Source organism: Elongatibacter sediminis, from assembly GCF_037892215.1.
Taxonomy (GTDB): domain Bacteria; phylum Pseudomonadota; class Gammaproteobacteria; order Xanthomonadales; family SZUA-36; genus Elongatibacter; species Elongatibacter sediminis.
Map to the genome: position 1 here is coordinate 679,384 of NZ_JAZHOG010000001.1, position 18,637 is coordinate 698,020.

The following is an 18,637-nucleotide window of genomic DNA, read 5'->3' on the forward strand; positions in this document are numbered from 1 at the left end:
GGCGCGCGACTCACTCAAACCCGGCGTCAAAAACCGTGAGATTATCCATTGGCCGGAAATCGCGTATTCCGGGTGTCCGTGACACTCGGCCCGGGTACCGGTATGCGTCAGACCGTATTACTTTCTTGCCTGGTGAGCATGGACGTGATGTTCGGTTCCGATCACATGGTCTGGCCCGAGACAATCGAGCGCAGCATAAACGTCAAAAACGAGGCTCCGTTTCTCAGCGAAGCCCAGAAACGCGATATCCTGTATCACAATGCAGCCCGCTTCCTGCGGCTGAACGAGACGGTAATCGCCCGGCACCACGGCAGGTAGATCCTCCCCCCTCAAGGGCCAGACACGGGAATGGCATCAAGGGTCGGCACGACCAGCGGACCGGGCGGCCGTTTACCGTGGCAGAACCTGTATAACGATTACGCGTCAGTCTCCCGCCTTGAGCGATGCCAGTATTTCCCGCCCCATCGCCGCCCTGCCCTCGATACTCTGTAGCGGCACGACCTTCCACGAAAAAACACCCCAGGCCGGGAGATCCCGCAGCATGCGGTCGACTTCGTCGTGAGACGGGGCTTCGACAATCAGGTAAATCGTGCGCGTACCCACCGGCAGGCCTCCGACGAGGATCCTCCCGTCGACGTTCAATGCCGCCAACGCATTGAACGTGAGGATGATGCCATTTTCAAGCACTTCAGCCGCCTCATCCGGCGTCGCAAAACCCGGCCCGTCATTTGTTTTCACCAGAAACATATCCGCATCAGAGGGAGTTGCAAGAAACAGCGCCAGAAGCAGTATCAGAACCGAATGGTTTCTCATGACTATTCTCCTTCAATAAAGATATGCAGCGTTTTGCTTTTTCCAGCATAGACCAGCCAACCCGCCCATGCCTCCGGCCGGGAGGCTGGCGGTCGTGGCCGGCATCGACGCCAGGCTGGAAAGCGGGATGCAACTTTCGGGGTCACAAACTTTGGGGTCAGAGTAAAGGGACAGAGTATTTACTCTGTCCCTTTACTCTGACCCCATTATTGCTCTGACCCCATTATTGCTCTGACCCCATTTTTGCTCCTGGTGGCCGCGACCGGGAAAACAAAAAACCCCGCGGCAGTTACCTGCCGCGGGGTTGGGTCGTGCGGGTCAGGGCCGGTGGTTGGCCCTGACTGGCTGCTCTTCGGCTCAGGCGAAGCGGCGGAAGCCGACCAGGCCCATGCCCAGCATCAGCAGCGCCAGGATGGCCATGCCGTACTGGCTCAGGGTCGGAATGCCCTCGTAGAACACCGAGTTGGTGATGGTGCACGAGGCCCCCTGCCCGGCGCTGACCGTCAGGTCGTCACAGCCGTTGTCCACCTCGACCGCGCCGTCGAACACCGACTCGGTCACGTAGCAGTGCGAGTCCGGGTACTCCGGAATCACCTGGGCGTTGAATACCGCGGAACTGTCACCGTAGAACGACTGGCACCAGTTGTGGTAATTGCCAATGAACTGCCCGCTCTCCTGGGTCGGCTGGACCAGGCCGCAGCCCCCGGGGCCTTTCGGACCCGGAACCGCGGGCGCCTCCACGAAATCGCCGGTGTCGACACCGTTCACGATCTCGGCATCGCACCACAGGGTCAGCCAGTAGTCCGTATCGACACCCTCCGGCCCGGTGCTGCCCTCGAACACCCACTCCTTCTCGATCACGATGTCGACCGGAGCCGGCGTGTTGGTGATATCGCAGCTGAATCCCTGACCGAACGCGACGTTTTCATACTGACAGCTGTCCGCGCTGACGCTGCTGCCATCGTCGTACTCGACCTCGTAGCCCGCCGGTACGGATTCGGTGATGGTGCAATCCAGTTCGCCGTCATCGTAATCGGTGACGATGAACTGCACACCCTCGCCCTCGCTGATGGTCTTGGTCTGCTCCAGCGGCAGGCCGGTGTTGCAGGAGATCGTCACGTCGACTTCGCCAGGATTGTCGTCGCTGAAGTCCTTTTCCACGCTGAAAGACGCACGGCTCGAAGCCTGGATTCCGCCGGCACATTCGGCCGCCGCGTTGACGAATAACCGATAGAGATCATTATTATTGTCAGCATCGTCTTCAGGAAACAGGTTCATCGCGAGCACGTTTCCACTGGCATTGCGCGCAATCATGTTGATCCCGGCCCCGTCGTCGGCGAGCAGGGTCGCACCGGTGTCCAGATCAGGGTGAGCAAAGTTGGGGTTATTGTCGTAAGTCAAGGTTCCAAAATTGACTCCGGCGAATACCGGATCTGCTGGAACGAGGGCATTGAGATTGCCGCTGACGGTCCCATTGCTGCCGACATTGACCAGCGGGCTGTAGCCCGTCGTGGCAATTCGTCCCGCAATTTCCCAGGGGGTTGACATACCGTAGGTAGCCAAAACCATGCAACCACCGGCATCCACATAGTCAGCCAGTGCGTCGCCAGCGCCGGCGCTGTCGTCCAGCGCGGAGTTGGTGTAGGCGATAACCGCGTCATACGGGGCAAGCACCCCTGAGGTGAGCGACCCGTCATCGTTCATTTCAAAATTGTCGACGGTCGGGAACAATCCAGACAGCGCGGCAGCCAGTGGGGCGTGGTCGTTATCGTTGGTGTTGGCGATGAGCACGGACTGTGCGAAGACCTGGCCCGTCAGGGCGATCAACACGGCCATAAGCATCAGCCGACCAGCGGCAGGGTATCGGGACATGCGAATTTCACTCCTTGGTGTTTGTTACGGAAATTCTTGTTGCGGGAGTTAATTATTGCGGGGTTTCCACATCAACCATCGAACGAAAGCCCGTGAATTGTACGGTGAGACGGCTCTTCGTTCAAACGAAGGGGTGCGGTGACAAGCCTCAGTTGACGTTCCGCTGATACCCTTGCCAATACGGTTCGCGCAATTTGAACTTCTGCAGCTTGCCGGTAGCCGTGCGGGCCAGCTGCTCGCGGAACTCGACGCGCTTGGGGCACTTGTAACCGGCCAGCTTCTTCTTCGTGTGGTCGATCACGTCACGCTCGGAGAGCTCGGACCCGGGCTTCCGCACCACCAGCGCCATCACGAGCTCGCCCCACTTCTCGTCCGGGATGCCGATCACGGCGACCTCGGCAACGTCCGGATGCGCGAAAATGGCGTCCTCGACTTCGATGGAGCTGACGTTTTCACCACCGCTGACGATCACGTCCTTCTTGCGATCGGCGATGGTCAGCACGTGGCCCTCGCCCAGGCTCCCACCGTCACCGGTGCGGAACCAACCGTTGGCGATCACCTTGTCGGTCTCCTCAGCCTGGTTCCAGTAGCCACCCATGACAACGTTACTGCGCGCGAGGACCTCACCATCGTCATCGACAGCGATTTCCACACCCAGAGCCGGAGCACCGGCCGCGCCCAGCCGGGTGGCCCGTTCAGCAGGCGGCAGATCATCCAGCTCCTGCCGCGGAGAATTGATGGTCAGCAGCGGGGCGGTCTCGGTGAGGCCGTAAATCTGTGTCAGCTTCCAGCCCAGCTCGGTCTCGACCCGTTCGATGGTACGTGCCGGCGGTGGCGCACCCGCCACCACCAGTTGCATTCGCCCCGCACCGGGAATCTCACCCCGCCAGTGTTCGGCGGCATCGAGCACCAGGTTCACCACCGCGGGCGCGCCACACATCAGCGTCACGCCATGCGACTCGATCCGTCGCAGAATCTCGGCACCGTCGACCTTGCGCAGGATCACGTGCCGGCCACCCATCGCGGTTACCGCGTAGGGCATGCCCCAACCGTTACAGTGAAACTGCGGCAGGGTATGGAGATAAACATCGCGGTCATTCACACCCAGGTGCCAACCAAAGGTCGCCGCATTCAGCCACAGATTTCGGTGGGTGAGCTGTACGCCCTTGGGCCGCGCGGTGGTGCCGCTGGTGTAATTGATGGTGGCCACCGCATTCTCGTCCGGATGCTCCCAGGGCTCGGGTTCCACACCGAACCGGTACAGCGCCTCGTCCGACTCCGCGCTGATGACGAACCGGTGCCTGACGCTCACATCCGCCAGCGCTTCATCCAGTTCCGGGTCGACGATCAGGACTTCCGCGCCACAGTGGTCCACGATGTAGGCGACCTCATCGGCCACGAGACGAAAATTGATCGGCGCGAGGATGCGGCCGTAGCCACTGACACCGAAAAACGAGGTCAGCAGCCGCGCCGAGTTCTGGCTGACAATGGCAACCCGTGCACCACGAGCAATGCCAAGAGCATCGAGACCCGCCGCCTGGGCGCGCGCACGACGCGCCATTTCCCGGTAAGTCTGCGCACCCCAGGACTCCGCCGGCTGGTTCGGCTCGTCAACAAAGGCGATCCGCTCGGGAAAAACCTGTTCCGCGCGGCGCAGATAGTCAATGATGGACAGTGGAACCTGCATCTCAACCCCCCTCAATAGCTGCGGTCAGAAAGTATAGCGCAACCACCTCCCCGTTCTAACAAGCACGGGGGAGCGATTTTCCACGAGCGGGATCCGTCCATCTCGCAACCATGAGTGATGGCAGGTTTCCCGATCGACAGGCCGCAGCCAGGCAGGATCCGGGCTGATGCCCACCATTGCGGCACGCCGCATCAAACTCCGGCATGTCCGTTCATGATTCGGGTCAGCAACCCAATCCACCCGGAGTCACGACATCGCGCGAATGGTTCCGCGATCAGCCAGCAGCCATCGGTTCGGTCGACCCGCGTGATCCGTACATCGAGTACGACTTTACGCAAACCGGCGTTTACTACCTGCGCGTCGGTCAGGATGGCGGCCTGCCCGTACCTCTCGCCGGGACCTATGAACTGCAGTGTTCGCTCGAAGGGGGTGATCTGCCAGTTCAATTGCTCTTCAAAGACGGATTCGAATAGCACCGGGATTCGGACCCAAAAAGGTTCTGCGGTCGCGGGATAAACGCTGCGGTAAGCGGTTTGACGAGGCCGCAATGCGGCCGTGTAATGAAAAAGGTACTTATGCAAACCGGGGCCTGACCTGACGTCAGGTGCCGTCGCACTCACTCTGCATGGAGAGTACGCGCATGAACCCTTTCCTCATCGTCCCGTTCCTGGTGTTTTCTCTCTCGATTGCATTCCCCTCGGTCCGCGCCGACGAATTGGACGGAACCGGATCAGTTTCAGGCCGCGTTGCCTCGACCGAGCCACTGGTGGCCGGCAGCGTTTACCTGCGCGAGCCGAAGCGCAATCTCACGTACATGGTCTATACCGCGGATGGCCGTTTTTCCGCCCCCTACGTACTGCCGGGCAACTACGAGGTCACGGTCGAACAACCCGGCCTGGTCAGTACTTCCCAGCAGGTCTCGGTCAGCCCGGGCGCGGAAATCACGATTGATCTCGAGGTGGAGCGCGAAGGCCAGGGCGTGCGTGTCGTCGGCTCTCGCCCGGTGGCCCCGGTGGCGTTCGCCGGTTACGAGGAAATTTATCCGCCAGGCCCGGGGCGCGATACCCTGGAGCGAACCTGCATCGTCTGCCACGGCGTGAACTGGATCTCGCAGCGTTCCGGAAACGATGCCACCGCATGGACGGCATTCGTCGACATGATGCTGAATATGAACGACAGCATCTGGGGCATCGAGGACGGCACGCCGATGATGCCGCCCGGCGCGATCAACGCGGCGCAACGCAAGGAACTGATCGCCTACCTCGCCGAACACTTCGGCCCCGACCAGCCGGCCCGCATGGTGCGAAACGATGAAGATCTGCCCCTGGACCAGGCGGCCCTGGGCAAGGCCATGTGGGTCGAATACACCGTGGCCCAGCCGAAATCTCCGGATGGCCAGAACCGCTGGATTCAGGAACCGTATTTCGATCTGCAGGGCAACGTCTGGTACACGGAGAGAACCCGCGGCGCGCCGGCGATCCTGAAACTCGACCCGCGCACCGGAGAATTCACCCGGTTTCCAACGCCCAACCCCCAGTGGTCACCGCACGGCCTCGTGGTCGACCCGCAGAACCCGCAAATGCTGTGGTGGGCCGGGCGCGGGGTCGAAGTCACGCGGATGGACATGAAGACCGGAGAAATGACGCCCTACGGTGATACGTCCAACCCGCAACGCTGGGGCGGTCACACGCCGGTCTTCGACTCCAGGGGCAACCTGTGGTGGACCCAGATCGCCGCGGACCGCATCGGTTATTGGGACCGCAAAACGGACGAACTGAAACACTTCGATATCCCGAACAAGGGTGGACGACCGTACGGCATCCTGGTCGATCACGACGACAAGGTCTGGTTCGCCGAGTTCTACGGCTGCCAGGTGACTCGTTTCGATCCCGAGACCGAGTCCTTCACCGAGTACACCCTGCCATCGTCACCCTGCACCTCGCGCCGTCTCGGTCTCGATTCGAAAGGCATCATCTGGTACGGCGCTTTCAGCTCCGGCAAGCTCGGCCGAATCGACCCCAAGACGGGCGAGATGAAGGAATACCGGATTGGCCGCTTCAGTGAACCTTACGAGGCCTGGGCCGATCCCGATGACAAAATCTGGCTGACGGACGGCGGACAGGGCGGAATGCTGGTGCGCTTCGATCCCGACACCGAACAGTTCACCTACTACCCCAGCCCACGGCGCAGCGACATGCCCAAGATGGCGATCACGGGCGAGGGTGCGGTGTGGTACAGCAATCGCTCGTACGCCTCCTCCGGGCACGGACCGGCGACAGTGGGCGTGTTGTACCCCGATGTTTCCCGCATGACGACATTGGGCGCGTACTATCAGGTCGACGAGTGGGGCAAGGCCTACGGCTCCGGATCTCCGCACCCCGCAAAACCCACCCGATAGTTTCAGGACATCAGCGGACCAGATGCCCACCGGGTGATCCGGTTGCCGATAGCGGGATGGCGAACCCCGCGATGGCCGGGCAGAAGTGACGGCATGCGCCGCGGCGAGAACCGGGTCAGGAATCTGCCGTCGCCAACAGGCGACCGGACCGCACGATGGGTGTCACCCAGTAGATCGCATCGCGCACCGGAAACGCCTCCTCGAGCCGCTGCAGCAAAGCATCCAGCCTGTCGGCGTCCAGCATGATTTCGAACTGGATCCGCTGGCGCCGGCCAGCGACCTGCTCGGCGATGCTCATCGCACCGGCCAGGCCGTGACCGCGCACCGGCAGGGACTGAAATCCTTTAATGCCATCGGACCCGAGCAGAAAGTCGACCACGTCCTCTTCGAGATTCGGGGGTATGTTGAGCCGCAGCAGGTATTCCATGGTCATTCACCTCGCGAAACACCGAAGCGCCGGTACAGCACCGGCAGAATAAAGAGCGTCAGGGCTGTGCTGCTGATCAACCCGCCGATTACAACGATGGCCAGCGGACGCTGAATTTCCGACCCCGGACCGGAAACGAACAACAGCGGCACCAGGCCGAGCGCGGCGATCGACGCGGTCATCAACACCGGGCGCAGACGCCGCTCGGATCCGCGCCGCACGACCTCGTCGACCGGCAGTCCGCGGGCATGCAACTGGTTGAAGTAGGTCACCATGACAACGCCGTTCAGCACCGCGATGCCCATCAAGGCGATAAAGCCCACCGACGCCGGCACGGACATGTACTCTCCGGAAACGGCCAGCGCGAGCACTCCGCCGATCAAAGCCAGCGGCACATTGGCCAGCACCAGAACCGCCTGCGTGACCGAACGGAAGGTCGAAAACAACAACAGGAAGATCAGGATCATCGCGGCTGGCACCACCAGCATCAGGCGCTGTGCAGCACGTTGCTGATTCTGAAACTCTCCGCCCCATTCCATGTGGTACCCGGATGGCATGGATACCGAATCCGCGATACGCGCCTGCGCGTCCTCGACGAAGCCCACCAGATCCCGGCCCTGCACGTTGGCCATGACCACTACGAAACGCCGCCCTTGCTCTCGCTTCACCGCCACGGGGCCCTCGACGCGCTCGATGTCCACAAGAGTGGGCAAAGGCACGTGGCTACCGTCAGGCAGATTAACGAGCTCCCGCGCAAATCGGTCCTGCGGGTCGTCGTCGAGCTGCGCATAGCGCAGGACGATCGGCACCCGGGCGCTGCCCTCGATGACGACACCCGCCGGGAGACCTTCCACCAGCGCCTTTACATGGTCCGTGATCTGGCCGAGATCCAGCCCGTAACGGCCGATAATTTCCCGCCGGGGCTTCAACACGATGTACTGCATGCCCTCGTTCACGCCGGTCAGCACGTCGGTGCTGCCCTCGACGCCCTGGAGCGTTTGGGCCACCTCGCGCGCGAGCCCGTTGAGCGTTCCAATATCCTGGCCGAATATCTTCACTGCGAGATCGCCACGTGAACCCGTGAGCATCTCCGAGACGCGCATTTCGATCGGTTGCGTGAATCCGTAGTTGATGCCCTTGAAGCGGTCGAGCACATCCCGAATGGCATCTTCGAGCTGCCCTTTCTCGTCCATCCTCCACTCTTCCAACGGCTTCAGTTGCAAAAACATGTCCGTCTCATTGAGCCCCATCGGATCCATACCCAGTTCGTCTGACCCGGTCCGTGCGACGATGCGCTGAATCTCCGGAACTTCCTCGAGAAGTGCACTCTGAACCGCCTGGTCCAGGCGTATTGAGGTCTCGAGGTTGATCGACGGCAGCTTTTCAAGCTGGACGATAATGTCGCCTTCATCCATGGTCGGCATGAAGGTCTTGCCGATGAAGGGAAAAGCGATCACGGCTGCAGCGAGCAAAAGCGCCGCCGGAATGATCACCCGCCGCTCACTTGCCAGCGCGAAGTTCAGGGCCGGTCCGTACAGGGCCGAAAGACGCCTGGGCAACCACGGTTCGGTATGATCGGCCGAGCGGATCAGGAACGAGCACAACACCGGAATCACCGTCAGCGACAGGAGCAGCGAACCGGCCAGCGCGTAGACGATGGTCATCGCCACCGGCCGAAACAGCTTGCCTTCCAGCCCCTGCAGGGACAGCAAGGGAAGAAACACCAGAATGATGATCAGAATGCCGGAGGTCACCGGGGCCGCAACGTCCTTCACGGCGCGGTAAATGATATGAAGCCGGGGCAGGGTCTCACGGTTGGCGGTGGCCATCTTGGTCACCACGTTCTCGACCACCACGACCGCGGCGTCCACCAGCAAACCAATGGCGATGGCCAAGCCACCCAGGCTCATCAGATTGGCCGACAGGCCCGTCAACCGCATCGCGATAAAGGTCACGAGGGCTGACAGCGGCAGAATCAGCGCCACCGTCATGGCCGAACGAAGATTACCCAGGAACAACCCGAGCAGAACCAGCACCAGGACCACGGCTTCGACAAGGGCCTTGGAAACCGTTTTCACCGCCCGATCGACCAGATGTCCGCGGTCGTAGAACACGCTGATACTGACATGGTCCGGAAGACCCGACCGGACTTCTGCCAGCTTGCTCTCGATGCCCACAATGACGTCGCGCGCATTGGCGCCCCTCCGGCTGACAACGAGTCCCTCGACCGCCTCATGGGTACCATCTTCGGTCACAGCGCCGTAGCGCTCGAGGCTGCCCAGGCTGACGCCGGCAACCATGCCCAGCGTAATGACCTTTCCATCACGCTCAGCGACCGGCGTGTCCTCGATGGTTTCAATCCGGTCCATGGCACCCTGCGAGCGCACCATCAATGATTCTTCACCGCGGGTCATGCGCCCGGCGCCGTCATTACGATTGTTCGCCTCCAGCGCATGTCGGATTTCACCTGTCGTCACGCCAAGCGCGAGCATGGCGTCCGCGCGCGGCGTGATGCGATAGGTTTTGACCAGCCCGCCCAGGGCGTTGACGTCTGCGACGCCGGGTACCGTGCGCAGCGCGGGCCGCACCACCCAATCCAGCAGGTAGCGCCGTTCACTCAACGACAGCTCTTCGCTATCCACCGTGAACATGTACATTTCACTGAGCGGTGTGCTCATCGGTGCGAGGCCACCACTGATCCCCTCCGGCAGCGAGTCACGCACCGCCGCCAGGCGGGCGGCCACCTGCTGGCGCGCCCAGTAGATGTCCGTGCCCTCCTCGAAATCCACGGTGATGTCGGTCAGGGCATACTTGGCAATCGACCGAAGCATGGTCTGGCGCGGCACGCCCAGCAATTCCACCTCAATGAGACGCGTAATGCGCGACTCGACTTCCTCGGGCGTCATGCCCGGAGCCTTCATGATGATCTTGACCTGTGTGGGCGAGATGTCCGGAAAGGCGTCGATGGGTATCGACCGAAAGGCCCACCAACCGGCAGGCAGCAGAATCGCCACCAGCAGCAGCATGAGTAGCCGCTGGGTCAGCGAGAAGCGGATAAGCGCGGCGAGCGACATCAGGGACCGTCTCCTCCGCCCATGCCCAGGCTCATGCCCTTGAGCACCGCGGTGCCCCTGGCGGCGATGCGGTCACCGGGCTCGAGCCCGGAGAGCACGATCCAGGAACCCGTCCCGGTATTGCGTACATCGACTTCGCGAATATCGAAGCCGCCGGGCACGGCCAGAAACACCACGTCGCGGCCGTCGAGCTTGACCACGGATCTCGAAGGAACCGCCAGCAGGCTGCCACCCGAGAGGACACGCCAGCGCGTCAACTGGCCGGGGACCAGGCCGTAGGGATCGCGCGGCCGCGCTCGAATCTGAACGGTCTGCGTCTGCGGGTCGATCACGTCGGACATGAAGACCACATCCGCCACGCTGTCTCCTTCCAGCCACTCCAGGACAGCGCCTTCCGCCAGGCGCGCGGCTACCGCGTTGGCCAGACTTCCCTGCAGCATGAGCTTGCCTGGCTGACCCAGGTGCGCCAGCATTTCGCTGCCCTCCAGCTGATCGCCCAACATCACCGGTCGGTCGAGCACCACAGCATCACAGGGCGCGCGTATGGTGATGTCCGGGCCTATCTGGGTTCCCGCAACCAGACGCTGAAGGTCTTTTTCAGTGAACCCCACCAGCATCAAACGACCACGCAGACCCGAGAATTCCGCCTCGGCGGCGTCGTGGTTGTAGCGGGTTTCCTGCAAACGCCGTTCGGATATCGAACCGGCTTCGGCCAGCTTGAGGTCTCGCTCGAGCGTGGAACGCTGCAGCGTCAGATCGGCCCGCGCCTTCAGGAAATCTCGCTGCAATGTAACCCCCTCGGCACTGCGGACCACCAACAGCGGGTCACCCGGACTGACGTGATCGCCCTTCTGTACATGCACGCGTTGCACGATGCCCGGCAGAGGCGTCTTGATCACCCACTCCCCATCCGGAGCGAAACGCACACGCAGGGTGAGCTCCGCCGTGCCGGCTTCGGCCAGCGCGGAAACCGGGTCCACCTGGATGTCCAGCAACCGCTGTTCGTCGACAGCCACCTGCAGATCGGCAGCCCCGAGAACTCCAGCCGGCAGCAGCAACGCAGTCAGCGCCAGGGGGTTGATCCACTTCATAATGACTCTCCAACAGCCTGGTTGTAAGCAGCAATGGCGGCGCCGTACCGCACCTGCAAAAGCTGGTGCGAACGCTCAATTTCCTGGAATTCGGCCAGCCGTCGCAGCCACTGGTTGGTCGAAAGCTCGCCGAGGTCAAACGCCATTCGATCCAGGTCGTATTTTTCAACGGCCGTCTTGATCATCGCCTCGGAGTTATGCAACTGGCGTTGCAGGGTTTCCAGCTGATGCCTGGCCTCATGGAGCTGCAACTCGACATCGCGCCGTGCTTGCAGATACTCCGATTCGGCCTGGGCATATGCTTCCCACGCACGGGCGATCTCCGGCCCTTTGCGCGGGGACTTGCCCAGCGGCACGGAAAAGCCGATTCCGACCGCATCCACGGAAGTGCTCATGCGATCGCCCCGGAAACCACGCCAGAACACATCCAGCGTCGGGCGGTAACCGTTGGTCTGCGACACGGCTTCGGCCACGGCGGATGCCTCGGCCATTCGGTCGCTCGCCAGGCTCAGCGCCGGGTGGCTCGGCCCTGCATCGTCCTTGTCGCTGAGCACTTCCTCGATGTGTTCCGGAACGACCGACAGGCTGGTCAGTGAGCGGTATGATCGCGCCGCATCCTGGTATTCAGCCTCCAGCGCGATGGTTTCGGCTTTCCAGACCGCCAGTTGTTGCATCGTGGACAGCAGGTCTGCGCGCGCCAGTTCTCCGGCCTCGGTGAACCGCGCCACCTGCTCAAACACCTCCTGCAGTCGTTGCTCCTGTTCCTGCGCGAACTGCCACTGCCGCCGCGCCAAACGAATATCCCAGAGCTGTCGCCGAATCTCGCCGCTGAGTTGCCAGCGAAAACCGGCCTCGCGCGAAACCCGGGTTACGGCCGCGGCGTCACCCACGGCCTTCTGGGCCCGCTTCTCACCCGGCATCCAGACCGGAAAGGAAACGGCCAGTTCGCTCTCGTTCGCGCCGATATCGTCGAAAGTGCGATCGCTCATGTGGAATGCTTTGAGCTGGACAGATTCCGGCATCCAGCGGCTGCCGTAACGGGCTTCCGCATTTCCAGTGGCCGCCTGGGCCGCGAGAAGCCGTTGAACGGGATGACGCTGCTCAGCCGCCGACAGGACGGCAGAGAGCGTTAAACTCGCGTCGGTGGCGAGTGCATCCTCTTCGTGCCTGGTAGCGGCCTGGGTGGCCGCCGTTACCGTTAACGAAACGATCAAGGCCACCATCTGTAGCAGGCATGGCCGCGATCGCGCGCGGGTGGACAGTCTGATTGTGTCCGTTAAGATGGCCATCTGGCGATATGCTCGAACCGCAAAGAAAGCCACGATATGCCCGCGACGGATCAGTGGGAATCGGACATATGTCCTGGTTTCCGATGACGGTACATATGTCCCATGGCATTCCCCCGCACACTGAGGTAAAGCCCGCAAAAAATGCTGTACATCAAGGAATTCATGTTCATGGCGCTGCTGGGGGCTCTCATCCTCGCAGGGGCTGCCGATATTTTTTACGACTACACCGGGGGCGCAGCTCTGCCGCACCTGGTGGTCGAGACCATCGTGATCCTGGCCTCGATCGCGATGATGGTGGCCCTGGCCACGGGCATCTGGCGACAGAACCGCTCCAACCGGCAGTTACGGCACGAACTCGCCACGCTGGAGGAGCAGGCCAAAGCCGCGAAACGTTCACCCGTGATGGTGGAGGCCCGGCATGGCTTCGCCCGGCTGATTCAGCAACAGTTCGAGGAATGGGGTCTGACACAGACCGAAAAAGAAGTCGCGATGCTGCTCATCAAGGGCCTCAGCTTCAAGGAAATCGCCGCGGTGCGGCAAACACTGGAGAAAACCGTTCGCCAGCAAGCCTCCTCCATTTACCGCAAGGCAGGCGTAAACGGCCGCCACGCGTTCTCCGCCTGGTTCATCGAAGACTTCCTCTGACCCAACCCCCCAGCAATTTTGGGGTCAGAGTAAAGGGACAGAGTAAATCCACGTAGTGTTAACAAGCCCTGGTGCGGTGAGCCAGGGCTTGCGAACAAGGCAGGCTCACCAGACCATCCAATGCCACCGCATGGTTTGATCTACACTGGAACCCCAGCCCGTCAGCGCGGGTCTTAACTCCGTCCGAGGCGACTTGCCTCTTCATGCACAGCCTGTTTCGTGACATTGCCGGCCAAAAACTCACTGTTCACCACACTCATCCTCCTCATCGGCGGCACCATTGCGCCCCCGGCCGTGGCGGTTGAAGTCGACATTCCCGTGGCGCTAAATTACCGCATCCTGGAACAGGCCCTGGCGGAACAGGTATTCACCGAAACCGGCACCACACTCGAGGTTTTCGCGGACGATCTGCGCTGCAATTTTCTGGTTCTCTCGGACCCCCGGGTCGGGCCGGGCGAAGATGGTGAAATCCGCGTGTTGACGGCGATGCATGCCCGCACCGGCACGCCCCTGGGCGGCAAGTGTCGATTGGCGAAATCCTGGGAAGGCCAGGTCGAGACGCTGCAAACGGCGCAAGTCGATCCCGATTCGTCACGTATAGCCTTCCATGTCGTCGAGTCGGCCCTCGTCGACCCCGCGGACGGCAAAGACGTGCTGCCCCGATTCATGCGGCGTTGGGTCAGGGACTACGTCCACCCCAGGTTTTCCGCCGTGAGCATCGACCTGCGCCCGGCGATGAGCGGCATCGGCGAATTGTTGGCCATGGTGGAGCCAGCGGGGCCGGCAATCCGACCGGCGGCGCTCGCGCTGACCAGGGTGGTGCCATCCCCTGATGCCCTGGTCGTGATGCTGGCCCTCGAAGTGCCGGAATCAGTGCCCTCAGCGGCGACAATCGACGAAGCGCCCCTCACGCAAGAAGAACTGGCCGAATGGGACCGCCAGTGGCAGGCCTGGGACGGTTTCGCCACCTGGCTGATCAAGACCCTGGCCGTCACCGCCGATCCCGAATTGACGCAGGCACTCGCGGAGACCCTGCTCGAGGCGCGTTACGACCTGCGCGACGCACTGGCCCGGGACGATCGGGATCGGGATCCGGTGCGCGCGTTGTTTCTGCAAACCTGGGAGCGCCTGGCGCCACTGGTACGGGACATTCAGCTCGACCTGCCCGGCAGTCAGGCCCTGCCCTTCGCGACCTTCATCAGCGCCGGCGACGCGCTGACCGCTTTGGACCGGCTGGCGCCGCACATGGGCTTTCGACTTGACCGCGAAGCCCTGCGCCAGATGGCGCGCACCCTGGTGCCCGGTGTCACCGATTACCAGATGCGTTACGACACCGCCATCGACCCCGAAGTGCGCGAATTGCTTGGCCTGGATCCCCAATTCGAAGTGGATGCGGAAAACGGAGCGCTGGCCGCCACCATCGCCTGGCTGATTCGCAGCGCGCACGCCGCGCAAATTCGCCCGGAACTGGTAAAGCAGCTGAACAACTGGGTGCCCCGACGCAAGGATGTGGACCGTTACCTGTTGACCATGGAGCAATTGCTCGATGCGATCTCCGCAGCCGAGCGTGACCAGGGCAAGGTGCCGGCCCGCTACCTCGATCTCTACGACGCACTGCTCCGCGCCACCGCCTGGCAGGAATCGTGCTGGCGGCAGTACGTGGAACGCGAAGGCGCCATCGAAACCATTCGCTCTTCGGCCGGTTCGGTCGGCTTGATGCAGATCAACATGCACGTTTGGCGGGGTGTTTACGACATAGACAAACTGCTCGGCGACGTTGCCTACAATGCCCGGGCGGGAAACGAGATACTGGTTCATTACCTGGTGGACTATGCCATCCGGAAAGGCGAACACGAGATCAACGACGACCCGGAAGACCTGGCCCGCGCAACCTACGCCGTGTACAACGGCGGCCCCCGCCACCTGGCACGTTACCGCAATCCCGACACATCCGCGTCGCTGAAGAAAATCGACCATGCGTTCTGGGAAAAGTACCGCGCCATCCAGAAAGAGGGCCCGCTGGCGGTCAGGCGCTGCCTGACCGGCTCATAGCACCTGAAAGCACAACCGTCTGTTAAGCTCCGGTTCAGCGACTCGACTTCATGATGTACCTGCGAGCCAAATGAAGGAGAAAGCAGAATGAACATCTTCACCACCCTGATCGCCGCCGCGTTCCTGACAGCCTGCGCAGCCGGCCCCGTGCAATCCGATGATGGCAACACCGTGCTGCTCGGTAAACGGCACGTGAACGACCTGACCGAGCGCGACGTCATCGAGGTCGGCGCCCGCAAGGGTGTGTTCACCGGCCTGCGGATTCGGGCGTCGGGCGCACCGATCGAGTTCAAGCGTGTCGTCGTGCACTTCGAGAATGGCGGAGAACAGGTGTTCGAACGCAATCGCGGATTGCGTCGCGGCAAGACGTCCCGAATCATCGAATCGACCTCGCGGGCGAATCCCGCCTGATTGACCGGGTCGTGTTCGTGTACGAAGCCCGCACACGGGGCTGGAAAGGCGCGGAAGTGACGCTGTATGGCGTCCGCTGACCCGAAATCTCCACGGCAACCAACGACCGGGCCTCTAATCAGGGGCCCGAAACCCCCGGCCGACCCGCACGCTCATTCCAATCCGCTGATGAGGGTGGTGTCCCGGGACACATCACAAACATCACCCGCCCAATCTTCGATATGACAATCGTGCCGGCGGGGGCGCCCTGCCCGTTCACGTTGATGCGGATCCGCCCCTATCAATAGCCCGGACAGATCGTCAAGTACCGCTCACGATTCCTTTTCAGCAAGACTTCATTATTTCTTCAATTTCTACCGCCACAGTGTCCCGAATCTCCGCCGTGGCCGAAGCTCGGTCGCAGCGAACACGAAAGTAGAGAACCGGGAGCCACCACCCATGAGCCACCTCCGAAAAATAATCGGTGTCGCCACCATCGTGCTGCTTTCGGCCTGCTCCAGCACGAAGGAGCGCGCCGAGCCCGAAAGCTATTTTGCGACCCATGTCACAGAAGACGGTGCCAGGGTTTTCCAGTACTCGCTGATGACGGATGCCGAGAACAGCTCGAAGCATCGCGGACGGGGCGGGCCGGGGGCCTCGGGTGGCGGTCCGGCTGGTGGTCCATCTTCACGTCAGCGCTCCCACGGCGGTTCCGGAGCAGAAAGCCGTCACGATCGCCGTGCAATGATCAGTCGCAAGCTGGAAGAAGGCCTGGACACAGAACTCCAGAAAAGTGGCTATTGCCCGAATGGCTGGGTTGAAATCGAGCGAATGACCGGACCCTCGGACTTCTTCATCAAGGGCGAGTGCCTCGAATCCACCGCGAGCGAAAAGGCAAGCTGAAGAGGCCAAATGGGGTCAAAGGTTTTGCCCCGCCCTGGCCTTTGACTCTGACCCCATTACTTTCTGGTAGGCTTTACCGCTTCGACTGTTCCCTGGGGGGCTGAGCCTTGGTTTTGACTTCGATTCGCCGGCTGGCCGGCGGCCTGCTGCTTGCTGGCAACCTTCACGCGGCCACGATCACCGTCAATGACACCGGGTTCGCGCAATCGGACGACGGGGTTTGCACCTTTGCCGAGGCCATCGATGCGGTCAACAACGACACGGCATCCGGTGTCCTGGCGAGCGAATGCACGGCCGGCGGCACGGAGGATACGATCGAATTCGACCTGCCGCTTCCCGCATTCATCGACCAACCCTTCATGCTCACCGTCAGTCGAAGTGTCGTCATCGAGGGCCCGGGCAAGGATCTGCTGTCCATTTCGGGCAACGGGATTTCCCGCATTCTTCGAATCAACAATGTTGTTTTGAGCGAATTTACCGTCCGCGGCCTGACCTTCACCGCCGGATTCGCCGGCGACAATCTGCTCGGTTTTGATCCGAGTGGCGGCGCCGTGTTCGTCGACGCGACCGTGTCGCCCGTGACCTTCGAGGACGTGCGCTTCGAGAACTCCGCGGCGGGATTCGCCGGAGGCGGTGTGGCGCTCGTGAATGTGTCTTCCACGCTCAGCGCGCTCAGGACCTTTCGCCGCTGTCATTTCGTCGGCAACACGGCGCTAGGCTCCTCGATCAACGAGGTCAGCGGAAACTCGGGCGGCGGTGGCGGGAAGTATATCGGTGGGTCCGTCGATGTGCTCATCGAAGACTCGACGTTTGAAAGCAACGTGACGCTCATCAATGGCGTGGCCCCCAGCGCCGACGGCGATTCCCAGGGCGGTGCGATCTGGATGGTGTCGGCTGCGTCTTCCGCCACATCGGAGCTGCTCGTGCGCCGATCGACTTTTTCGGGCAACTCCGCCGTTGGACTGGGCGGCGGATTGGCGATCGGAATGGCCACCGTAACCGACGATTAATCGGTGGTGACCATTCGTCATTCCACCATCACCGACAACCATGCCGACAGCAACGACAATGGCAGTGCCGATTCCGGTGGAGGCGTATACGTACTGAATGGCGGCAGCGTCACCCTGGCCAATAACCTGATTGCGGCTAACCGTACCGGTTCGGGATCCATCGATTCGCACGACCTGCGGGGCGTGTTCACCACCACCGGCTACAACCTGGTCGGCGATAATCGCGGCGCGGCCGCCTCGTTTCCCGCGGGAACTCCGAACGCCAGCAACGATACGGTTGGCGCGGGTCCCTTGAACAGCATCGATCCGGAACTCAATGTTCTGGGCATGGACGGCGGCCCCACCCCCACGCACAGCCTGGGCTTTTCAAGCCCGGCCATCGACCAGGGCCGCTGCACAAGCCAGACCGCCGATCAGCACGGCTACGGCAACGAGGTTACCGGACTGAGAGCGGTGGATCAGCCGGTGGTGACCAATCTGGACGACGGTTGCGACATTGGCGCCTTCGAGCGGGGCGCTACCACAACCAATGACCCACCGGTCGCCAACGATGACAGCTACACGGTGCTCGAGGATGTGCTGTTCGAGGCCACCGACCTCGATGGCCAGACCACCTCGGGAGACTCTGCAGATGACGGGGTGCTGGCCAACGACACGGACTCGGACTCCAGCCTGTTCGTCAGCAATGGCGGCAGTTTCACGGCCGACGGCCTGGGCGGCAGCGTCGAACTCGCGGCTGATGGCGGTTTCACCTATCAAAGTCCGGCCGACCAATCTGGCTTGGCGACCTTCGAATACACGGCCAGTGACGGCAGCGACAGCGATTCGGCCACCGTGAGCCTGACCGTTCTGCCGGTCAACGACGCGCCCGGTTTCACGGCTGCCTCGGCACTGGTCGAGGTGGATGAGTCAGCCGGACCACAGACGGTCAGTGGCTAGGCGTCGAGCATCGATCCCGGCGCTCCGGACGAATCCGGCCAGCAGCT

16 protein-coding genes are annotated in these 18,637 nt (G+C 62.0%); 9 read left to right on the forward strand and 7 right to left on the reverse strand.

Annotation, left to right across the window (positions count from 1 at the left end; genetic code table 11):
* Positions 1 to 102 precede the first annotated feature (102 nt).
* Positions 103 to 318, forward strand: a complete 216-nt coding sequence (locus V3330_RS02655) for an amidohydrolase family protein (protein WP_354693833.1) — start codon at positions 103 to 105, stop codon at positions 316 to 318.
* Positions 319 to 423: 105 nt separating this feature from the next.
* On the opposite strand, the gene V3330_RS02660 is transcribed toward V3330_RS02655, so the two are convergent.
* From V3330_RS02660 to V3330_RS02670, 3 genes are all read right to left on the reverse strand, one after another.
* Complete coding sequence (locus tag V3330_RS02660) at positions 424 to 813, reverse strand: hypothetical protein (protein WP_354693834.1); 390 nt, start codon at positions 811 to 813, stop codon at positions 424 to 426.
* A 357-nt stretch (positions 814 to 1,170) separates the two neighbouring features.
* Positions 1,171 to 2,685: an IPTL-CTERM sorting domain-containing protein gene (locus V3330_RS02665; protein ID WP_354693835.1), complete on the reverse strand. Its 1,515-nt coding sequence runs from the start codon at positions 2,683 to 2,685 to the stop codon at positions 1,171 to 1,173.
* Between the two features lie 148 nt (positions 2,686 to 2,833).
* On the reverse strand, positions 2,834 to 4,372 hold the full coding sequence (locus V3330_RS02670) for an AMP-binding protein (protein WP_354693836.1): 1,539 nt from the start codon (positions 4,370 to 4,372) through the stop codon (positions 2,834 to 2,836).
* A 203-nt stretch (positions 4,373 to 4,575) separates the two neighbouring features.
* Here V3330_RS02670 and V3330_RS02675 point away from each other — a divergent pair, with 203 nt between their 5' ends.
* Both V3330_RS02675 and V3330_RS02680 read left to right on the forward strand, forming a co-directional pair.
* A complete protein-coding gene (locus V3330_RS02675) occupies positions 4,576 to 4,845 on the forward strand; it encodes a hypothetical protein (protein WP_354693837.1) in 270 nt (89 codons plus the stop codon).
* Between the two features lie 167 nt (positions 4,846 to 5,012).
* Positions 5,013 to 6,770: a virginiamycin B lyase family protein gene (locus tag V3330_RS02680; RefSeq protein WP_354693838.1), complete on the forward strand. Its 1,758-nt coding sequence runs from the start codon at positions 5,013 to 5,015 to the stop codon at positions 6,768 to 6,770.
* 115 nt (positions 6,771 to 6,885) lie between these two features.
* Here V3330_RS02680 and V3330_RS02685 read toward each other — a convergent pair whose 3' ends face one another.
* From V3330_RS02685 to V3330_RS02700, 4 genes are read right to left on the reverse strand one after another with little or no spacing between them, the layout of a single operon-like run.
* A complete protein-coding gene (locus V3330_RS02685) occupies positions 6,886 to 7,197 on the reverse strand; it encodes a DUF3240 family protein (RefSeq protein ID WP_354693839.1) in 312 nt (103 codons plus the stop codon).
* Positions 7,198 to 7,199: 2 nt separating this feature from the next.
* Complete coding sequence (locus V3330_RS02690; RefSeq protein ID WP_354693840.1) at positions 7,200 to 10,271, reverse strand: efflux RND transporter permease subunit; 3,072 nt, start codon at positions 10,269 to 10,271, stop codon at positions 7,200 to 7,202.
* On the reverse strand, positions 10,271 to 11,362 hold the full coding sequence (locus tag V3330_RS02695; RefSeq protein WP_354693841.1) for an efflux RND transporter periplasmic adaptor subunit: 1,092 nt from the start codon (positions 11,360 to 11,362) through the stop codon (positions 10,271 to 10,273). Before V3330_RS02695 ends, V3330_RS02690 begins: the two co-directional genes overlap by 1 nt.
* Positions 11,359 to 12,576 (reverse strand): TolC family protein, encoded by a 1,218-nt coding sequence (locus V3330_RS02700; RefSeq protein ID WP_354693842.1) that lies wholly within the window; start codon positions 12,574 to 12,576, stop codon positions 11,359 to 11,361. Before V3330_RS02700 ends, V3330_RS02695 begins: the two co-directional genes overlap by 4 nt.
* A gap of 243 nt (positions 12,577 to 12,819) precedes the next feature.
* On the opposite strand from V3330_RS02700, the gene V3330_RS02705 reads away from it, so the two are divergent.
* From V3330_RS02705 to V3330_RS02730, 6 genes are all read left to right on the forward strand, one after another.
* Positions 12,820 to 13,296: a helix-turn-helix transcriptional regulator gene (locus V3330_RS02705; RefSeq protein ID WP_354693843.1), complete on the forward strand. Its 477-nt coding sequence runs from the start codon at positions 12,820 to 12,822 to the stop codon at positions 13,294 to 13,296.
* A 219-nt stretch (positions 13,297 to 13,515) separates the two neighbouring features.
* The gene (locus V3330_RS02710) at positions 13,516 to 15,348 is read left to right on the forward strand and encodes a lytic transglycosylase domain-containing protein (RefSeq protein ID WP_354693844.1); all 1,833 of its coding nucleotides are present in this window, start codon (positions 13,516 to 13,518) and stop codon (positions 15,346 to 15,348) included.
* Positions 15,349 to 15,435: 87 nt separating this feature from the next.
* On the forward strand, positions 15,436 to 15,759 hold the full coding sequence (locus V3330_RS02715) for a DUF2541 family protein (protein ID WP_354693845.1): 324 nt from the start codon (positions 15,436 to 15,438) through the stop codon (positions 15,757 to 15,759).
* A 438-nt stretch (positions 15,760 to 16,197) separates the two neighbouring features.
* Positions 16,198 to 16,641, forward strand: a complete 444-nt coding sequence (locus V3330_RS02720) for a hypothetical protein (RefSeq protein ID WP_354693846.1) — start codon at positions 16,198 to 16,200, stop codon at positions 16,639 to 16,641.
* A 107-nt stretch (positions 16,642 to 16,748) separates the two neighbouring features.
* Positions 16,749 to 17,651 carry a hypothetical protein gene (locus V3330_RS02725; RefSeq protein WP_354693847.1) on the forward strand — a complete coding sequence of 301 codons (903 nt, stop codon included), beginning with the start codon at positions 16,749 to 16,751 and terminating at the stop codon, positions 17,649 to 17,651.
* Between the two features lie 6 nt (positions 17,652 to 17,657).
* Positions 17,658 to 18,590 carry a cadherin-like domain-containing protein gene (locus V3330_RS02730; protein WP_354693848.1) on the forward strand — a complete coding sequence of 311 codons (933 nt, stop codon included), beginning with the start codon at positions 17,658 to 17,660 and terminating at the stop codon, positions 18,588 to 18,590.
* The last annotated feature ends 47 nt before the right edge of the window (positions 18,591 to 18,637 follow it).